Origin of the sequence: Methanothermobacter sp. CaT2 (assembly GCF_000828575.1) — an archaeon.
Classification (GTDB): domain Archaea; phylum Methanobacteriota; class Methanobacteria; order Methanobacteriales; family Methanothermobacteraceae; genus Methanothermobacter.
In genome coordinates this window covers 532,958-551,249 of sequence record NZ_AP011952.1, presented here as the reverse complement: position 1 = coordinate 551,249, position 18,292 = coordinate 532,958, and the positions used below count along the sequence as shown (strand labels likewise).

20 protein-coding genes are annotated in these 18,292 nt (G+C 44.6%); 7 read left to right on the top strand and 13 right to left on the bottom strand.

All coding sequences use genetic code 11. The features are described 5' to 3' along the window. Positions 1-15: 15 nt before the first annotated feature. Entirely contained in the window at positions 16-477 is a 462-nt protein-coding gene (locus MTCT_RS02780) for a hypothetical protein (RefSeq protein ID WP_231855347.1), read from the bottom strand. 145 nt (positions 478-622) lie between these two features. Here MTCT_RS02780 and MTCT_RS02775 point away from each other — a divergent pair, with 145 nt between their 5' ends. From MTCT_RS02775 to MTCT_RS02760, 4 genes are read left to right on the top strand one after another with little or no spacing between them, the layout of a single operon-like run. Beyond that, positions 623-1,009 (top strand): GerW family sporulation protein, encoded by a 387-nt coding sequence (locus tag MTCT_RS02775; protein WP_048175418.1) that lies wholly within the window; start codon positions 623-625, stop codon positions 1,007-1,009. Between the two features lie 7 nt (positions 1,010-1,016). Next, the gene (locus MTCT_RS02770) at positions 1,017-1,571 is read left to right on the top strand and encodes a DUF2953 domain-containing protein (RefSeq protein ID WP_048175417.1); all 555 of its coding nucleotides are present in this window, start codon (positions 1,017-1,019) and stop codon (positions 1,569-1,571) included. Between the two features lie 24 nt (positions 1,572-1,595). Then, a complete protein-coding gene (locus tag MTCT_RS02765; RefSeq protein ID WP_048175416.1) occupies positions 1,596-1,799 on the top strand; it encodes a hypothetical protein in 204 nt (67 codons plus the stop codon). Between the two features lie 29 nt (positions 1,800-1,828). Beyond that, complete coding sequence (locus MTCT_RS02760) at positions 1,829-2,638, top strand: type II CAAX endopeptidase family protein (protein WP_048175415.1); 810 nt, start codon at positions 1,829-1,831, stop codon at positions 2,636-2,638. Positions 2,639-2,672: 34 nt separating this feature from the next. On the opposite strand, the gene MTCT_RS02755 is transcribed toward MTCT_RS02760, so the two are convergent. From MTCT_RS02755 to MTCT_RS02740, 4 genes are all read right to left on the bottom strand, one after another. Continuing rightward, positions 2,673-3,533, bottom strand: coding sequence for a sulfurtransferase (locus MTCT_RS02755; protein WP_048175414.1), 861 nt, complete (start codon positions 3,531-3,533; stop codon positions 2,673-2,675). A 105-nt stretch (positions 3,534-3,638) separates the two neighbouring features. Then, positions 3,639-4,043, bottom strand: coding sequence for a hypothetical protein (locus tag MTCT_RS02750; RefSeq protein WP_010876260.1), 405 nt, complete (start codon positions 4,041-4,043; stop codon positions 3,639-3,641). A gap of 39 nt (positions 4,044-4,082) precedes the next feature. Further along, complete coding sequence (locus tag MTCT_RS02745) at positions 4,083-5,012, bottom strand: magnesium transporter (protein ID WP_143485753.1); 930 nt, start codon at positions 5,010-5,012, stop codon at positions 4,083-4,085. A gap of 10 nt (positions 5,013-5,022) precedes the next feature. Next, the gene (locus MTCT_RS02740) at positions 5,023-7,272 is read right to left on the bottom strand and encodes a histidine kinase dimerization/phosphoacceptor domain -containing protein (RefSeq protein ID WP_010876258.1); all 2,250 of its coding nucleotides are present in this window, start codon (positions 7,270-7,272) and stop codon (positions 5,023-5,025) included. 98 nt (positions 7,273-7,370) lie between these two features. Between MTCT_RS02740 and MTCT_RS02735 the strand changes: the two genes are divergently transcribed. Beyond that, positions 7,371-7,826, top strand: a complete 456-nt coding sequence (locus tag MTCT_RS02735; RefSeq protein WP_231855346.1) for a methylated-DNA--[protein]-cysteine S-methyltransferase — start codon at positions 7,371-7,373, stop codon at positions 7,824-7,826. 49 nt (positions 7,827-7,875) lie between these two features. Here MTCT_RS02735 and MTCT_RS02730 read toward each other — a convergent pair whose 3' ends face one another. Beyond that, positions 7,876-8,148: a hypothetical protein gene (locus tag MTCT_RS02730; RefSeq protein ID WP_048060858.1), complete on the bottom strand. Its 273-nt coding sequence runs from the start codon at positions 8,146-8,148 to the stop codon at positions 7,876-7,878. A 255-nt stretch (positions 8,149-8,403) separates the two neighbouring features. On the opposite strand from MTCT_RS02730, the gene MTCT_RS02725 reads away from it, so the two are divergent. Beyond that, on the top strand, positions 8,404-9,732 hold the full coding sequence (locus MTCT_RS02725; RefSeq protein WP_048175413.1) for a YifB family Mg chelatase-like AAA ATPase: 1,329 nt from the start codon (positions 8,404-8,406) through the stop codon (positions 9,730-9,732). A gap of 170 nt (positions 9,733-9,902) precedes the next feature. After that, positions 9,903-10,925, top strand: coding sequence for an adenylosuccinate synthetase (locus tag MTCT_RS02720; protein ID WP_048175412.1), 1,023 nt, complete (start codon positions 9,903-9,905; stop codon positions 10,923-10,925). 165 nt (positions 10,926-11,090) lie between these two features. On the opposite strand, the gene MTCT_RS02715 is transcribed toward MTCT_RS02720, so the two are convergent. From MTCT_RS02715 to MTCT_RS09585, 7 genes are all read right to left on the bottom strand, one after another. Next, the gene (locus MTCT_RS02715) at positions 11,091-12,815 is read right to left on the bottom strand and encodes an ABC transporter ATP-binding protein (RefSeq protein ID WP_048175411.1); all 1,725 of its coding nucleotides are present in this window, start codon (positions 12,813-12,815) and stop codon (positions 11,091-11,093) included. Beyond that, complete coding sequence (locus MTCT_RS02710; RefSeq protein ID WP_158498093.1) at positions 12,808-14,058, bottom strand: ABC transporter ATP-binding protein; 1,251 nt, start codon at positions 14,056-14,058, stop codon at positions 12,808-12,810. The genes MTCT_RS02715 and MTCT_RS02710 overlap by 8 nt, the downstream gene beginning before the upstream one ends. Continuing rightward, positions 14,021-14,551 (bottom strand): ABC transporter transmembrane domain-containing protein, encoded by a 531-nt coding sequence (locus MTCT_RS02705; protein WP_048175409.1) that lies wholly within the window; start codon positions 14,549-14,551, stop codon positions 14,021-14,023. The genes MTCT_RS02710 and MTCT_RS02705 overlap by 38 nt, the downstream gene beginning before the upstream one ends. Then, entirely contained in the window at positions 14,545-16,188 is a 1,644-nt protein-coding gene (locus tag MTCT_RS02700) for an ABC transporter ATP-binding protein (RefSeq protein WP_048175408.1), read from the bottom strand. Before MTCT_RS02700 ends, MTCT_RS02705 begins: the two co-directional genes overlap by 7 nt. Before the next feature lies 1 nt (position 16,189). After that, positions 16,190-16,951 (bottom strand): energy-coupling factor transporter transmembrane protein EcfT, encoded by a 762-nt coding sequence (locus MTCT_RS02695; protein ID WP_048175407.1) that lies wholly within the window; start codon positions 16,949-16,951, stop codon positions 16,190-16,192. A gap of 42 nt (positions 16,952-16,993) precedes the next feature. Next, positions 16,994-17,533, bottom strand: coding sequence for a hypothetical protein (locus tag MTCT_RS02690; protein ID WP_048175406.1), 540 nt, complete (start codon positions 17,531-17,533; stop codon positions 16,994-16,996). A 139-nt stretch (positions 17,534-17,672) separates the two neighbouring features. Continuing rightward, positions 17,673-18,029, bottom strand: a complete 357-nt coding sequence (locus MTCT_RS09585) for a radical SAM protein (protein ID WP_369798275.1) — start codon at positions 18,027-18,029, stop codon at positions 17,673-17,675. Positions 18,030-18,292 lie beyond the last annotated feature (263 nt).

Here is an 18,292-nt window from a genome sequence, read left to right as displayed (position 1 = left end):
TCAGTATTTATTTTCTCAGGTTTTCAGAGGTATTTCCACGCTATTTGAGTTTGTGCTGTGTTTTCCGGTCATATCCGTGTAGCTTACACCGAAGCCCCCTATAAAGTAGGGGTTTGACAGCGTTGCATCATCTCCGAATTCCCTCTTGACCTCCTCCTCTGTGGGTATGTAAATCTGGACCTGGAATTCCACCTCTTCACCGGGTCCTATAACAGAGAAGCTCCTTTCGAAGTCCTGTGAAGAAACCTTAACGTTTTTGGCGGGACCCTCACCATCATTTCTCAGTTTACACTTCAGCGTGATATTTGAACCGGGTTTTGCAGTTTCAGGTCCTGCCTGAGTTGCGACAATCCTGGCTGAGCCTGGTTTATGGTTTTCTGTTTTATGGGTTCCCAGAGTTTCCGGGCTGGTGTTACCATCTGCACTGCCATTTCCATTTAGGATGTAGACTCCAGCGGCGCCTGCAATAAGAAGCACCGCAATTAAAGAAACCAGTTTTAAATTCATATTTACCGCCTCCAGATTTAATAGAGGATATGGGTCCTTTCATTATAAATGTTTTTGGATGTTTAATGGGAAAGTGCATATACCTGAACGATCACATAATATCAATGTGGTTTAAATGAAAATTGAAGAGCCGATTAAAACGACCGTTGAGGAGCTTCGCAAACTCCTCGACGTGAAGAACCTTGTGGGTGAGACCATTGAAAGCGAGGACAAGATACTGATACCCCTGATGAAGATGGGGGTTGGATTCGGGGCCGGTGTGGGTGAAGGAAGGGCTTCAACATCGGATACTGGCGCTGGAAGCGGCGCAGCTGCCGGGGCAGGAGTTGAACCCGTGGCGGTCATCGTTCTGCTGAAGGGTGTTGAGGGACCCGGGGGTGTCAGGGTCATAGATCTAACTTCGGGTAGGGGGAGAGTTATAGGGGAACTTGGATCCGCAGTCACCGATATAATAAGGGAGATCTCAGATAAGGGTGATTCTGAGGTAAAGCGGGGAGAATAAAGGTTTCATGAAATTCCTCATCCTGGCGGTTCCAGCGGGGCTGCTGGCTGTGCTGCTCATCTCACCCTACACCCTGGTCATCAGGGGTACTAAGAAGGGGCAGAATATGGATTTCAGGCTTCAGATCCTGCTCTGGAGACTTGGAATATTCAGAAAAAGATTTAAAGGTGCTGATAAAGAAAAGGGTGAGGAATTTGAGTTTAAAAGGCTGATTGAACTGGCACGCAGGGCTATAATTGCCAGAAGGGATATTATGGATCTTGCAGGGAGCGTTCTATCTTCAATTAACCTTCAGAGACTGGAACTGACTGTTGATGTGGGCTCGGATGACGTGGCAGGGACCGCAGAGCTCTCAGGTTACCTCTGGACCATTTCAGCATTGACTGCAGGGTTGGGGAATGTTGAAATAATGGTCAGACCTGACTTTTCAGGTGATGAGGTGAATGGTGTCCTTGAACTCAGCTTAAGGGTGACACCCCTCAAGCCACTTCTAACATTTCTCATGCTTCTCAGGAGGAGAACCTTCAGGGAATTCATCTCAGGTCTCCGGGGTTTCTCATGACTCTCATGATGCTGGTGTGTTTTAATGAGGATAATTGAGGGGGCATGTCCCGCTGCAGCTGTGGATGCCGGTGGCAGGCTTTTAATACCCGTCTTCAGGGTCAGCTTCATCCTCACAGAAAAGGGTATAAATGCAGTCTCACTGAAACCTATACTGTGTATCGTGATGGAGGGTGAGATGAGGTACATCGTATCCCTTCAGGGTCCCTGTGACCCTCACACCCTTTAAGGTGCACTGATAGGATTCTGGTGGTTATGATGGAGAATGATCGCATATCAGACTTTTTCATTGTGGCATTCATATTTTCATGGGTACTCTGGATACCTATAGCAATGGTCTCTGCGGGCTTCAGTTTCCCCCAGCCCCTGCAGGCATTCCTTGAAAGCCCCTACAACCCTGCAGCCTTCGGCCCAACACTTGCAGCTGTTCTCCTGAGCTACAGGTATGGCGGCCGGGATGAACTGCTGGCACTCCTCAGGAAAGGTGTTAATTACGACTTTCACAGGCTCTGGTGGCCTGTAATCCTCTTATTCTTTCCTGTGCTAACTGCAGTGGCACTCTACCTGGGTGTCCTGTGGGGTGACCCCCACCCCTACCTCTACTGGACCTCCCAGCCCCTCACGGTCATAATGGTGTTCATTTACATATTCTTCCTCGGGGGGCCACTGCAGGAGGAATTCGGGTGGAGGGGCTATGCCCTTCCACGGCTTCAGAGGAGGTACTCGCCAATCTACACGGCCCTGATAATAGGGTTCATATGGGGGCTCTGGCACATACCCCTATTCTTCATTGGGGGTAGCATACAGTCCCAGGTCCCATTCTGGAGTTTCATGATCCTTATAATCTCTGCTTCGGTGATATACACCTGGGTCTACAACTCCACAGGCAGTATACTGGCCACCATGATAATCCACACAACAGGAAACCTCTCATACTTCCTCTTCCCGGTCCAGGGCACCCTTGCTGGAGGAATATTCCTGATGATTCTGAACGTGGCTGCAGCCCTTGCTGTGATGTTATTTGCGGGATCAGAACTTAAAACAGACTTCGGTGGTCAGGGGCACTGAATTTTTCATGAATAAAAAATAATTTGAGGGTTCATCAGCGTGGGTCCGGACCCGTGACTGTGGGGTTGTCCTCTATCTGGGTCCACTCGGTGAATGATCCCTCATATATCCTGACATCAGGGTACCCAAGGTACCACTTGAAGAGGAGGAACTCGTTCGTCGCCTCCCTGCCGGTGCCGCAGCTGCAGATTATCTTTCTGTCGGGTGTTGCACCCACTGAATTTACGAGTTCAAGTATCTCATCCTCTGGCTTCAGCAGGGTCCTGTTTTCCGGGTCCATGAGGTCAGCCCAGGGGAGGTTAACTGCGCCCGGTATGTGCCCGGGTTTTATCCAGGGGCCCTGCCCCTCATAGACCTCTGCAGGTCTTGCATCGAGCAGCAGAACGTCTTCATCGTCCTTTATCCTTTTGAATTCAGGGTACTCTATGTAGAAGTCCTCCTTTGTCACAGCAGAGAAACCAGATTCCTCAACCTCAGGGAATACCTTTGTTAATTCTCCACCGGCCCTCTTCCACTCTGCGAGTCCGCCATTGAGTACCAGAATGTTTTCATGGCCAAACCTTGCAAGGCTGTAGGCCACCATGGTCTGCTCGAGACCATCACCCCAGCCCTTGACTCCGCCGGTACCTGTGTATACAACGGTGGGCCTGTTTTCGATCCCTGCCTGCTGGAATATCAGCTCGACTGCTCCCTCAGGGATGTACATCGCCGGCGCCTTCCCATGGGGCTCCCTGAAGAGGCCCTCGTTGAGGTAAACTGCTCCGGGTATGTGTTCAAGTATGTAGTCGTGGATGTTTGGCTGACAGTCTATTATGGCAACATCCTCCATATTCTCCATCAGCCATTCAGGCGTCACCCACCTGACACGGCCGTCCCCCTTACCATATGGTTCCATGGAATCACTCCTAACCTATTATGTAATAAGTATGTCATCGATAGATATACATTTTTCGAGGGAAACATTAAAATAAGAAATAATTAAAGAGATCGGTTGAAAATGTTATAAATTGTTGAACCTGCCATCCCTGAACCTTTCTCTGTAGTGTATGAGGGCATCGGGTTTCTTTCCTGTGATCCTTTCAGGCAGGCTCTGGTTCAGGAACCCCTCCACCACGTCTTCAAGTATCTCGAGCCTCTCCCTTGCCTCATCGAGGAGGTCCTTGGTTATCTCTATGCGGTGCTTCAGGCGGTTATTCTCATCCTCCAGTTCCTGGAAATCCCTGAGCTTGAGGTCAAGTCTCATAACCTGCAGTCTGTTAACCTCCTCCTGCAGCCCGGATTTTTCGGATCTGATCTCATCGACCCGTCCCATGCAATCGGCGAGCTTCAGTTCAAGTTCCCTGATCTTCCTGTCCCTTTCAGCTATCTGGTTCTCAAGTTCCTCAATTTTCTCTTCAGGATCCATGTGTCTGTCTCCTTACATTAAATCTGAAATCATAGGTCTTCAAAGGAGTGATGAGGCGACACTAAGGTATATCAGTGTGGTTGTGAAGTCACTGAGTATGGTTGCCAGGGGTCCGGTTGCAACCGCAGGGTCATAGCCCATCCTCCTGAATAGGAGGGGTGAGACCGTGGATATTAAAACCGCTGCTATTATACTGAAGAACATGGATACGAAGACTATCAGTCCAAGTAAAGGGTTCATGCGGGTGACCCCTGCCATCAGCCCGGCGAAGGCAGAGGATAGGGCGCCTATTGCAGCTGCGACCAGGAACTCTCCCTTTATGTACTTGAGGTGATTCATTGATGGATCAACGGCTATCTCCCTTATTATGAGGGCCTCTGACTGGGTCCCCACGGCGTCGCTCATGTAGACCATCACGGGTATGAATGATGCCAGGGCTATGAACCCTGAGAGCAGGTCCTCAAATCTGCCTATCATTGAGGCGGTAACGGTACCACCCACCACTCCTATGATGAGCCAGGGAACCCTTGACTTCACCATGGACCCGGGGCTCCTCTTCTCATCAACCACGCGGTGGAAGACACCACCAAAGTGCAGCATGTTCCTGTCAGCCTCAACCTTCAGTATCCTTATGATTTCATCATAGGGCACAACACCCCGGAATCTGCCCCCACTGTCAACAACCGGAATGGCCTTAATTCCATGTGAAAGTGCCAGGTAGGGTATATCAAATGGGTCATCTTCGGGGGTGAAGCATATTATGTCGCGGTGCATGAAGTCCCCGAGGATTTCATCGTGGGATAGGATCTCACGGATTGATACGACACCGGCCAGAGTATCACTGTCAAGGATGTAAACGTAGTCTATGGTGTCATATTCGCCCATCTTCCTTCTTATCATCTCGAGGGCATCCTGGCTGGACATTCCAGGCGATGCAGTCGGTACTCGCTCTGTTATCCGGAACTCCATAACCATCCCCTCAGTACCTTTCTCTGTATCCAAGTTCCCTGAACCTTAAACTTACAGATAGACCATCCTCTGTTTCTATTTTCAGTTCACCATCAAGCTGGTCTGTCAGGGCCCGTATAAGGTACCAGCCCATGCTTCCGGATTTCTCCAGGACCTCCGGTGATTCAAGGCCTATCCCATCATCCTTCACGGTAAGTTCAAGGGTCCCGTTGAGGGATCTGAGCTCAACGGTTATGTTATCTGCCCCTGAGTGCTTGAGGGAGTTACTCACAAGTTCGTTGACCATGAGACCAATGGGGAGACTGGTCTCAAGGTTGAATTCAAGGTCCTCTATGCTGGAGCTGATCCTCACATCCTTCCCATGGGTCTGTCCCTGGCTCAGCTTTGAGAGGATGTTGTTGAGGTAATTCCTGATCCTTATTGTTCTGAGGTTTGTTGATCTGTAGAGGTGCTCATGGACAAGGGCTATGGACCTTATACGCTCACGGCTCTCTCTCAGGACATCTGAAAGTTCCTCTGACTCCAGCTGACGCTCCTGTATGCTCAGCAGGCTTGATATTATCTGGAGGTTGTTCTTGACCCGGTGGTGTATCTCCCTCAGGAGGAGTTCCTTCTCCTGGAGGGACCTGCGTATCTCTGTCTGGTCCTCGATTATGATTATACGTTCATCCCCAACCCGGGCGACCCCTATATCGGCGTATATGACATCTCCATTTGATCTCAGGAGCCTTCTTTCCCCTTCAAAGTCCTCTCCTGCATCCTCGGGGTGTATGAGGTCCATCAGGTTCCTTCCAATCAGCTCCCCTCTCTGGTAGCCCAGAACGGATTCAGCCCTCCTGTTACAGTCCCTTATGATCAGGTCATCACCAACCGATATTATCGGGCTAGGGGCGAGTTCAAATATCTCCCTGTACCTCATCTCACTCATCTCGAGGGCCCTTGTGGCTCTCTGGAGTTCTGTGATGTCATCCCCTGAGATTATGCTGCCCCTGAATTCACCATCCTCCCTGAGGAATACAACGTGCCATGTGACGGTTTTCCTGTCGCCCTTACATGTGAGTATCTCACCGGTCAGATGATAACCCTTACTCCCGGAGCTGATCTTTTCGGTGTATAGCTTTTCCCGCCACCCCCTGTCTTCAGGGGGTACGAAGGTCATGAACCAGTTTTTCCCTGCGACTTCCCCTGCGTCACACTCAAGGATTTCAAGGCCCCTCCTGTTTATGAGCTTCACACGGGTTTTCTCATCGAGGACCATTATGAGGGACCCCGCCACCTCCAGGTAATTTTCAGCCCTCCTCCTTTCATTCTCAACATCATTGAGGAGGGCCATGTTTTCCTTCATGGAAAGGTGCTGCCTCAGAATGAAGAGGACTATTATGAATCCAAGGGACACTAAGAGCACGGTGGATTTTTCAGCACCACCCTTAATCACGCTGTAGGCCGTTAAGAGATAGAACAGTATTATAAAGATATAGGGGGTGTATGTGACAGCTGTGACCTTTTTTTCAACATATAAGGGCTTTGACCAGTCCTCCTTAAAGAATTCATTCACTGCAATGAGGAGGAGAATGTAACTGAATGCCCAGAGGAGGTCCTGGGGTGTTCCTCCAGCATAAATTCCTGTAAGGTTCTGGTATGTGAAGGATATATCTGCTGCAAGGAGGATGATTATGCTTGCAAGGAACACGTGGAGGGTCCTTGATCTGAGGTGCCCCAGCTTGTTTATTATGAGGTCCATTATCATGAAGACTATGAGGAGATCGCCCAGGACATACAGTGTTGATACCAGGACCTCTGTGAAATCTCCTCCTGCAAAAACTGTGGGCTCAAGGAGGAAGACCCAGGCGGCAGATGCAGAGGCCACGAGGATTATCAGCAGGTCTATGATTGATCTAAGGTCAGAGTATCTTTTGATGGGTATTGTGAATATGCCGGCTGCGAAGATGGGGTAATAGAGGAGGTAGAACAGGTCTGCAACTGATGGGAAGGGATTCAGGGACAGTATACTCTCAAGTATGAACCAGGTGAAGTCTCCGAGGAATGAAAAGAACTGGGCAGCGGATAGAAGGAGCAACGTGAGGTAAAGGTGCGGGTAAACCTTCCTGGAGTATATGCAGGCATATGAAAGTCCCATGAAGGCTGCAAGGTTTGTTATGACGTTTATAAGTGAGACAGCATCCCTTTTAAAGGGCAGGAACTGGGATATGACTGAAAGAATTAACATCACCGTTATGAATATCTTGAGGTTCCTATCCATCGTGACTCCCCATTTAATAATTCATGAAACAATTTGAGTGTATGTACACCTTGATTAATATTCATGAAGCTGAAACATTTAAGTGTATGTACACCTTGATGCATCCTCTGATAGATATCGGTGTTGTATGGGGCGATGATGGTGTAACTGCCATAATCCTTCTTGAGGGGGTTAAGAAGTATTCAAATGACTCTTCTCCTCCCATGGCCATTAAGAAACTCCTGGATTCAATTAGAATGTTCCTGGATGGATGTGAAGTTGACTTTGATTTATCAGTCCTTGATTTTGGGGGCTGCACAGAATATCAGCGGAGGGTCCTTGATGTGGTCTCCTCAATTCCCAGGGGCTCGACCCTCACCTACTCTGAGGTCGCAGCAAGGGCAGGTGGGAGTCCACGCAGCGCTGCCGGTGCACTTTCAAGAAACCCATTCCCGCTTGTAATACCATGTCACCGTGTCATAAGAAGCGATGGGAATGCCGGAGGTTATCAGGGAGGTGTTAAACTCAAAAAGAGGCTTCTTGAGATGGAAGGAGTTTCTTTAGAGGGCCAGTAGAATGGAAAGATTATCATGTAGAGTGGTGCTGGTGTCTCTGGTGTCCTGTTCAGAACAGGAAGATTATCATGTAGAACAGGAACATGACGGCAGCTATGGTGATGGATTGTTTTGCCTTCCGTGGTTTTTCACCGTGCCAGATGAGGAACCCTATTATACCGGCAAGTGGAGAGAAAAGGAGGATCAGGATGAACTCAGGGGCGCTGAGACCCTCTCTACCTGTGGATGGTATATGGTCTGAGGTTTTGACATTTTGCTCTTTTCCTCTGATAGTATCGGGCCTTTCAGGGTCCATGCGGGTTCTCATCTTTCTTTTGGGCATCTGGACCACCTGGCACACTTATTTATATTAAAAGTCCCTAAAATATCTTTTCGTGGTGGGTAGCGCGGTACTGCATGGTCCACAGCACTCCTCCGGGGAACCTTTGCAGCTGATACCTTCGTAATATGGAAGTTTAACGCAGTTAATTTTCAGCAGTCACCTCCGCCTGCACCCGCTGACCATAGGGACCAAAACTTAAGTTATCCAACCTATTATATTATCCAAGAGACAGACTTCTATGTGAGGAGTGGTTGAATGGATTACTACCATGACGAGAAGATGCAGGAACTCTTTGAGCTGCTCAAACAGCCAAAGACACTTGATGAGATAGACCTATCAGCAAACTTCATAAAAAATCTGCTTCTGAAGATCATAGCAACCTATGGGAGCATACAGGTCAACAGGATCCATGAGATAACAGGGCTCCATGTCGACATACTGGAGGCCTGCCTCAAGGATATGGAAAAGGATGAACTCTGCGCCCCAACAGGTGGAGGCTTCCTCTTCCCCAGCGTAACCTACACAATCAAGAAACAGGGCCAGAAACAGGCCGAAAAACTCATGAGGGAGAACCCCTACATCGGCATGGCCCCGGTGAGCTATAACTCCTACTTTGAGATCATGGGGCGACAGCTTGAGGGCAGGTTCCCCATAAAGATCCCCCAGGAGGTTATAGATAAGGCATTCAGGGATGTGGTCGGCAATGAGAGTGCAAAGAGGACCCTCATAGAGGGCGCCATAGGAGGCAAGGGGCTCTTCATCTATGGACCCCCGGGTACAGGTAAGACCTTCATAACAAGCAGGATGTCGGATCTCCTGCCACCGGTGGTCATACCCAGATATGTTGAGTTCAGTGAGCAGGTCATACAGTTCTATGACCCCGACTTCCACAGGATGTGCCCTGAACAGCCAGAGGACCCGCGATGGGTTAAGATATACGCACCATTCGTATTCACAGGTTCCGAACTCACCAGCGATAAACTTGAGAGCAGATACGACCCCAACAAGGGAGTCTACGAAACATCACCAATAATAAAGGCCAACGGAGGAGTGCTCCTCATCGACGACCTTGGGAGACAGAAGGAGGACCATAACGCCCTCCTCAACCGCCTGATAGTCCCCCTTGAGAACAAGAAGGACATGATCTACGTTAAGGGGTCACCCATCGTAGTCCACACCCACTTCATACCCGCATTCTCAACCAACCTTGACATAACCATAATGGATGAGGCCCACCTGAGGAGGGCGCCCCTCCATGTGCAGCTTGAAAAGCCAACAGTGGATGAGATCGTTGAGGTTTTCAGGCGCAACCTAGAATCAATGGGTGAGGAATACGACCCTGAGGTACTTGAAAGGTTTGCACAGGTATACAGACCCATAGGTGAGGGGGGAGAGGGTATGCAGCCAACCTTCGCCCATGCAAGGGACCTCGCCCAGATAGCCCAGGCAGTGAGGATAAGGAAGGGCGAGGAGAGGATAACCGTCCAGACCATGGAGGAGGCACTGCAGCAGCATGTGCTGATAGCCCTCCAGAGGAAACTGACTCCCATGCTATTTGAGCGTATAATAAGGAAGAAGACATGACCCATTTCATCACAGAACCCGGGATGGAATCCGGCTGCATCCTGCTGTAAAAGGGCGTTCATCCTGAGGTGGGAGACCCCCTGAAAACTGGAGGTTAATGCTGAGGTGGGAAAAACTTTTATTGGATACCCCTTAATATATGAGAGGCAGAAATTTTAGGGAGAATCACCATGACATGCACCGTTTTAGTTGGAGGAGGATGGGGTGACGAAGGTAAAGGCAAATGTATCACATATCTCTGTTACAATGACAAACCATCAATAATCGCAAGGGCCGGTGTGGGACCAAACGCGGGCCATTCCGTTGAGTTCAGAGGAGATAAGTACGGGCTCAGGTTAACCCCATCAGGTTTCTTCCATGAGGATGCAAGGCTCCTGATAGGGGCGGGGGTCCTGGTCGACCCGGAGGTCTTCCTCCATGAGATGGAGTACCTCTCAAAGTACAGTGTCGCTGACAGGGCAGGGGTTGACTACAGGTGCGCCATAATAGAGAGGAAGCACAAGGAGCAGGACCAGTCCTCCAGTTACCTCTCAAAGAAGATAGGGAGCACAGGCACCGGGTGCGGCCCGGCCAATGCTGAGCGCGTGATGAGGACTGCGAAGCTCGCCCGTGAAGTGGAGGAACTTGGGGACTTCCTGACGGACGTCCCCCTTGAGGTCAATGAGGCACTCGATGAGGGCGAGGACGTATTTGTTGAGGGCTCACAGGGCTTCGGCCTCTCCCTCTACTACGGGACCTACCCCTACGTTACGAGTAAGGACACAACTGCAAGCACCGCGGCTGCAGATGTCGGCATAGGACCCACAAGGGTTGATGAGGTCATAGCCGTCTTCAAGTCCTACATCACAAGGGTGGGTGAGGGTCCATTCCCAACCGAGATCAGCCAGGAGGAGGCTGAGGAGATGGGCCTTGAGGAGTACGGTACAGTCACAGGTAGAAGGAGGAGGATAGGCCTCTTTGACATGGAAATGGCCCGTGAATCATGCATGATCAATGGAGCCACGCAGATCGCTGTAACCTGTGTCGACAGGCTTTACCCTGAATGTGAACGTGTCAGGGAGTACTCGGACCTTTCCGCTGAGGTTAAACGTTTCATTGAGGATATAGAATCCGCAACAGGGGTCCCGGTTACCATAATATCCACGGGGCCATCACTTGAGGATACGATTGACCTCCGGGATGAACTCCTCTAGACGATATAATTTTTTTATTCCACTGACTGAAGTTTTTAACAGATTAAACAAATATATATGTTGGCTGATGAGAACTTTAAAAGTAAAGGCAAACAGAGAAAGAGAGTTCAAAGAAATCTTATTCCTTACAGCCACCTAAAACATCAGATAGAATAATTAAAAAGTTTAAATTTTCCATGTCATTGCCCTTTTATGAGTTTCCCATAAACGACGATAAAATCCATTTTTTGCTATCAGTTCTTCATGTTTACCCTTTTCAATGATTCTACCATTTTTCATTACTATTATTTGGTCCACTGCTTTTATTGTGGAAAGCCTATGAGCAATTATAAGAACTGTTTTATCATAAATCAGCTCGTTGATGGCTTCCTGTATCATTTTTTCATTGGCAGGGTCTATGTAGACTGTTGCTTCATCCAGAATTAAAATGGGAGCGTCTTTAAGTATGGCTCTAGCGATTGATATCCTCTGCTTTTCTCCTTCGCTTAATTTTGTTCCTTTTTCTCCTATGGTTGTGTCATATCCTTCAGGAAGCTTGATTACAAATTCATGGCATCTCGCGGCCTTCGCTGCAGCTAAGACTTCTTCATCGGTCGCATCCTTCTTTCCTATCCTTATATTCTCTTTAACCGTGTTGTTGAAGAGTATAACATCTTGGAAGATGATGGAGACGCATGAAAAGAGAGTTTCTATGTCTATGTCTTTAACGTCATAACCACCAATTTTTACTCTTCCAGCATCAACATCCCAAAATCTGAGGATTAAATTTGCAATGGTGCTTTTTCCAGCTCCAGATGGTCCTACCATGGCAGTCACACTTTTTTCAGGAACTTTAAAGCTTATATTTTTAATTAATGGTTCTTGATTATAGCTGAAGCTAACATTTTCAAATTCAATATCAAATTTTTCTAGAGGTTTACTTTCAGATGGTTCCTGAACGCCTTTCCTTTTTAATATTTTAATGATATGCTCCATTGCTTGTCCCACAGAATGTTTTACATGTATGTAACCATATAGATAATGTGCAAGTGATTCAGAGACCATTGGTGTAGCTATTAGGAAAAAAATGAGGGTTTTTATTTCAAGAGCGCCTCCAAAATATAGATATAATCCAGTTGGGAGGACGACTACAATTAGCATACTTGAAAATATCAAAAGAATTATATTGGGAATCATGGTAACTGATACATTCCGAATGTTTCTGTCTCTGAAATCTTCGACTGTTTCCCTGAATCTATGAATTTTGTTAAACTCTTGGTTGAAGATTTTTATGTCTGATATCCCTTCTATGAATTCCACGATCATCGCATTAAGTCTAAATAATGATTTTTCCCTTTTCTGTTTAACCTTTTCAGAAATCTTGTCTGAATACCTAAAGGCTAGCCATATCAAGGGGATTAAGGAAAGGGATACCATTGCAAGCCTCCAGTCCAGAATCAAAAAAATGATGATGAGGACAAAAAAGGACATCAAAGAAGTAAGCAAGTAGGGGGCCATGTAAGTTATGAAATATTCTATCCTTGAAACATATTCCCCAAGTGTTGTGTTGAGTTCTCCCTTGCTTCTATCTGTGAAAAAACCCAGTGATAATTTTGTCAGTTTATCTCCCAGTTTCATTCTGAGATCATATGACATTATAAGACCCTCTTTCATAGAGCGCAGGAATAGGCGATAATCTATTATGTGAATGAAGATGTAACTGATTATTATCAGTAGGGAGAGAAGTGAGACTCTATTAATATTCACTGAGGGTTCTAGAAGTTCCAATATAATAAAATAGAGAAATGCAAGAGGCAAGGTTTTTATAAGACCATATAGAGACATGAGGATTAATGTAATCTTTAACCGATCTTTATTTTCTCCTGCAAGGAAAAGTAATTCCCTATACATCCACTTCACCACGTTTAATACTCCAACTCAGTGCCGAAGAGTATGTATCCCACATCTTTCTGAAAAGTCCATTTTTATTCAATAATTCATCATATTTTCCCCTTTCCACAATTTTTCCTTCCTTCAGGACCAGTATCTGCTCCACGTTTCTTATTGTGTGTAGTCTATGGGCTATCATGATAACAGTTTTATTTTTAGTTAAATTGCTTATAGCATCCTGTATGGAAGCTTCATTTTCTGGGTCAAGGAAAACTGTCGCTTCATCCAGAATAATTATAGGAGCGTCCTTTAAAAGTGCTCTTGCGATTCCTATTCTCTGTTTTTCCCCACCGCTCAGTTTAGCACCCGCTTCACCAACGCTGGTTAAGTATCCATCAGGAAGCTTTTCTATGAATTCGTGACACTTTGCGGCCTTTGAAACTGCAATTATTTCCTCCATTGAAGCTTTAGGATTTCCTATCCGGATATTTTCAAGAATAGTGTCATTGAAGATATGTGGATCCTGTGAAACCATAGAAATATTTGATAAAAGATCTTTAAGGGGCAAATCTTTGATATTGTGCCCCCCAATCAGGATTTCTCCTTTATTAACGTCCCAGAATCTGCAGATCAATCTTCCTATCGTGGTTTTACCACTCCCTGAGGGTCCAACAATGGCGCACTTTGTACCTTCAGGCACATGAAAATTGATATTGTTTAGAACATTTGCTCCCTTTTCATAGCTAAAGCATACATTCTTGAATGTAATGTCAAAACCATTTAACCTCTTTTTTCCTCTATCACATATATCTTTTGCATCAAAAACTTTGTAGATCCTTTCCAAGCATTTCTTTTCCTCAACGCCATATCTTAAGAATTCGTAGATGCGCATAAATAGATTTCCGAAAACGGGGCCAACTATTAAAAACATTAAGAAAGTTTCTATGGTCAAATATCCTCCACAATATAATAGCAGGCCAGCAGGAATTATGAATGCAGGTGTGGATAACACCAAACCTTGATAAACGGCGAATGGAATTGCTCTTTCTTTTGACCATCTGATCATGCTGTCTCTCCAGTTTGCCATATTCTGTCTATAAGTTTTAAAGGAATTTGCAGTTTGATTGAAGGCTTTGATGACTTTGATGCTTTCAAGGTATTCCACAATGGTGGAATTAACCTCTGTTTGGGCTGTGAGATATGCATCTATCATATCATTCCAGTTCCTACCCCAAGCCATAATTATGAGGATTGCAAGAACCACGGGGAACACAGAAATCACTGCCATTTTTCCAATCAACTAAAAAAAGAAGAATTGCCATAAATAAAGGCACAAAGATCGTGCTTATCATTTCTGGTAGGTGATGGGCCAAGAAAAATTCCAGAAGTTCCACGTTTTCATTCATAACAGTTTTCAGTTCACCGGTATTCCTTTCATTGAAATATCCCAGAGGTAATCTGAAGAGTTTCTTTCCAAGTTCAATTCGGATGTCTGCAAGGATTTCATATGCTGCCACATGGGAGATATTATATGCAGACACAAGAATAGCTGACATGCCGAAATATATGAAAGGAATTAGGGCTAGAAGAACCCATACTGACCTTTGATCTGGAGATTTGACAAATATTTCCAGAAAAATGAGATATATTACAAAAAAGGGGACTACGGCCAGAGCACATGCAATCACGTGTAAAATACAAGAAAAGAGCATTTTAGTCTTTTTTCTTCCCGCAAGGCTAAGCAGATCTTTTAACAATTTTTATTCACCTTTTTAATCTCATCTACCCGGAGAATGGGAGGGTTTATTCCTGCCATCAAACTTATCTCAGAAATCGGCGCGGGTCTTAAGCCTGCCTTTTTCAATAGTTTTATATTTGCAAAGGCATTTCTTGTAGATGAATCCATTATTATCTCCCCATTTCTCATTACAAGCAATCTTGTACAGTATTCTGCCACCACCCTCATGTCATGGGTGATGAGGATGATAGTCTTTCCCTCCTTGTTCAAGCCTATCAGAAGATCCATGAATGCCTTCACATGATTCCAATCCTGTCCAGTTGTGGGTTCATCTACAATCAAGATGTCTGGATCTCTTGATAAGGCCGTGGCCGCAGCGACCCTCTGCCTCTCTCCCCTGCTAAGCGTTAGTGGATGTTTATCTCCAAATTTCTCCAAATCCATCTGCTTTATCAACTTAGAAACAAGATTTTCATTAAGTTTTTCTGTTCCATAAGCAATTTCAGATTTTACAGAATTACAGAAAAGCTGATTTTCAGGGTTCTGAAAAAGAAAACCCACCCTTTCATGGACTTCTCGGGGGTCACCTTCAACCACTCTGCCCATTACTTTTACATTTCCAGCAGTAGGTTTTAAAAGCCCTGTTAGAATCATTGCCAGTGTGGTTTTTCCCGAACCATTCTCACCTACAAGACCCACCACTTCTCCACGCTTTACAATAAGGTTAATATCATTTAGAATATTCCGGTTATTACTCTGAAAAGAAAGATTTTTAACTTCTATTACGGGGTCTCTATGCAGAGTCTGAGGAGCATCCCTAAGGATCTTCAGATTTGAAACGTTATCTTTCAAACAAATCGCAGCATCATCTATTGTTAAGGTCATTTTTCGCTGCCGAAGCTTCATCCCAACTTCCACGCTCTGAGGAGCTCTCAATCCAAGTTCAAAGAACAAATTGTTTCTAAATACATCTTCAGGTTTTTCTAATATTCTAATTCTTCCATCATCAAGAACCATGAGGCGATCCATAAGAGGTAGGGCCTCATCAAGGTTATGTTCTGCTAGGATGATTGTCATACCCTCATTATTAAGTTTCTCCAGTGTTTCGAGGACAGCTGTCCTTCCTCTAGCGTCAAGTTCGGATGTTGGTTCATCAAGTACCAAAACTTCTGGCTTAACTGATATGACTGATGCCAGGGCAACCTTCTGTTTTTCTCCTCCTGATAAATCAAAGGGATAGCGATTTCTGAGGTGTCGGATATCCAATGCATCAAGGGCAAATTCCACACATCTCCTTATTTTTTCAGGACTATAGTTGAGATTTTCAGCTATAAATGCCAGTTCATCTTCAACAGAGACGTTGAAAAGCTGAATTTCAGGGTTCTGGAATATAAATCCAATATTAGTTGTAAGTGTGGCTATATCATGTTTTTCTGTATCGAGTCCACAGACATTTACTGAGCCCTTCTTTTCACCCTTAACTGTATGCGGGATTATTCCACTTAAAGAATAGAGTAAAGTGGACTTCCCACACCCAGATTTGCCTGTAATGCCAATAATCTCTCCCTTTTTTACTCTGAAATCTATTTCCTTAAGGGTAAAGTTATCTGATCCCTGATATCTGAATGACAGATCTTTCACTTTGATTATATTCACATTACACCCCCCGATTAAAAACTGCAGCAACTATGATCAGAATCGAAAGAGTGAAAAATATACTATCTTTAAAGCTAAATTCAAGTGTCCTGAATGAAGTTCTCCTTTCACTATGTCCAAAGGCTTTCACTTCTAAGGCCAATGCCATCTGTTTTGCTGTTTTGAGTGAGGTAATAATCAGAGACTCAAAGAGGAATAATAAATCCTGAAATTCGAGTTTAGTTTTTCTGAGTCTCTGAGCATTTCTCAGGGTGGTGAAATTCTTCATAGTCAGAGGTAAAAAACGAATTGACATGGTGATGAGGAGTATCAACCATTCCGGGAATTTCATCTTTCGTAACATCAATACTATTTCACTGGGATGGCTTGTAAGGGGAATAAGGATTGGAGGCATAAATATGACCATCATTCGCATGGAAAAAATAATTCCATATCTTATCCCCTCCATTGTAACAGGTATATATGGGCTTAGATAGAAAAGAACTGTCTTTATTCCTGAGTAATTCGACTGTTCGGTGAAAAAAACGGCTTGAGTTAGTGTTCCAATCAAAAACAGTGTAATTAATACAATAAAAACCTGTTTGAATTTTCTTAGGGGAATTTCCGCCATGAACCAGACGATACTTGACAATATTATTAAAAAAAACAGAAAATATGGGGATGATGTTATTATGGCTGCGAATAACATTGCGACTGAGAAAAAAAATTTAGTGCCAGGATTTAGATCGTGTATTACTGAATTTGAATTAATATATTCAATCATTAGACGTCATCTCTGATTTGCGATAGATTACTCGTTTTTTCATTAAATTGTTTCAACTACATATTTCACCCTTTCTCCTATTTTATGACCCAGAAATCCCCCTATTGCGTAGGTTATCAGAGGAACGATCATCATGAAGGTCAGGAGCCAGCCCGGTAAAACCATTCCATAAACAAAAACACTTATACTTATAAACATGGTCCTTGTCACTAAACCATAGAGTATCATTCCGAGAACGTTGATCCTTAAACTCGATGCATATGGTCCATATAATTGTAAAACTGCTTCAAGAACCAATGCACTGGCCAGAAAATCGAATGCCGTTAAGGTTCCTACAAAAGCGCTGGCTACAAATATTTCAACAGTTGTCCGGACTATTCCAAGTGTTAGAACAGTGTATCTTTTATTGATAATGATGGCTGCTGTTATTAATAATATACCTTCAATAACTCCATAAATCATATTTCCCACAAAAGGGCCCAGAATCCATACAAAATCGGTGCCCAGTAGCAGGGCAGAAAAAGCTGCCAGCATGACAACATCCCTATTAGTAAAATAAAATTTCTTTCGCTGACCTTCCATCCAATCACCTCGATATTCAATACGCGTTATCCAATTATGAGAGACATATAGAGCAGTATTTCACCCATGAAAAACGAATAAACTATCCAAAATCCCTCCCATATATGTCTCAAAGAATGTTTCTGTAAATCACCACAAATTATAGGCAATCTTGGACAATATAATTACGTAAATCCCCTAAATTACTTTTCAATAAAGTCATTCTCATTGAAGTATAGATATTAGAATCAACGAGACTCTCCACAGCATTTATTGCCTTTTTAAAGGTTCCTGCCCCACGTAATGAGTCATTTATCTTTGGAGAAGATCCGTCAATACTTATTGTAACTTTAGCATCTACAGATTTTAGTTTATTAACGCATTCTTCGTCGATAAAAGTGCCATTAGATGTTACAGGGATCTCAAATCCTCTGTTAAACCCATATTCTAATGATTTATAAAATTTTGGATGGAGTAATGGTTCTCCCCCACTAAATATTATGTTTTTGGAACCTATTTTTTTGCCTGTTCTAAAACATCTTTTATGTAAGCGAATTTCAAATTAATAGGATCATATTGATTAGCATAACAATAGGAGCACTTCAAATTGCATTTTCCTGTTATATGTAACACAACTAGGAAAGGAGTGTGTCGCATGTTTACAACACCCCGCTTTACTCATACGCCTAAAAACAAATAAAATTTTGAATCTTCGAATCTAATGTTGTTAAAACAACCCAGTTTCAAAAATTCTTTATAATTCATAGCTCACCCTCCTTC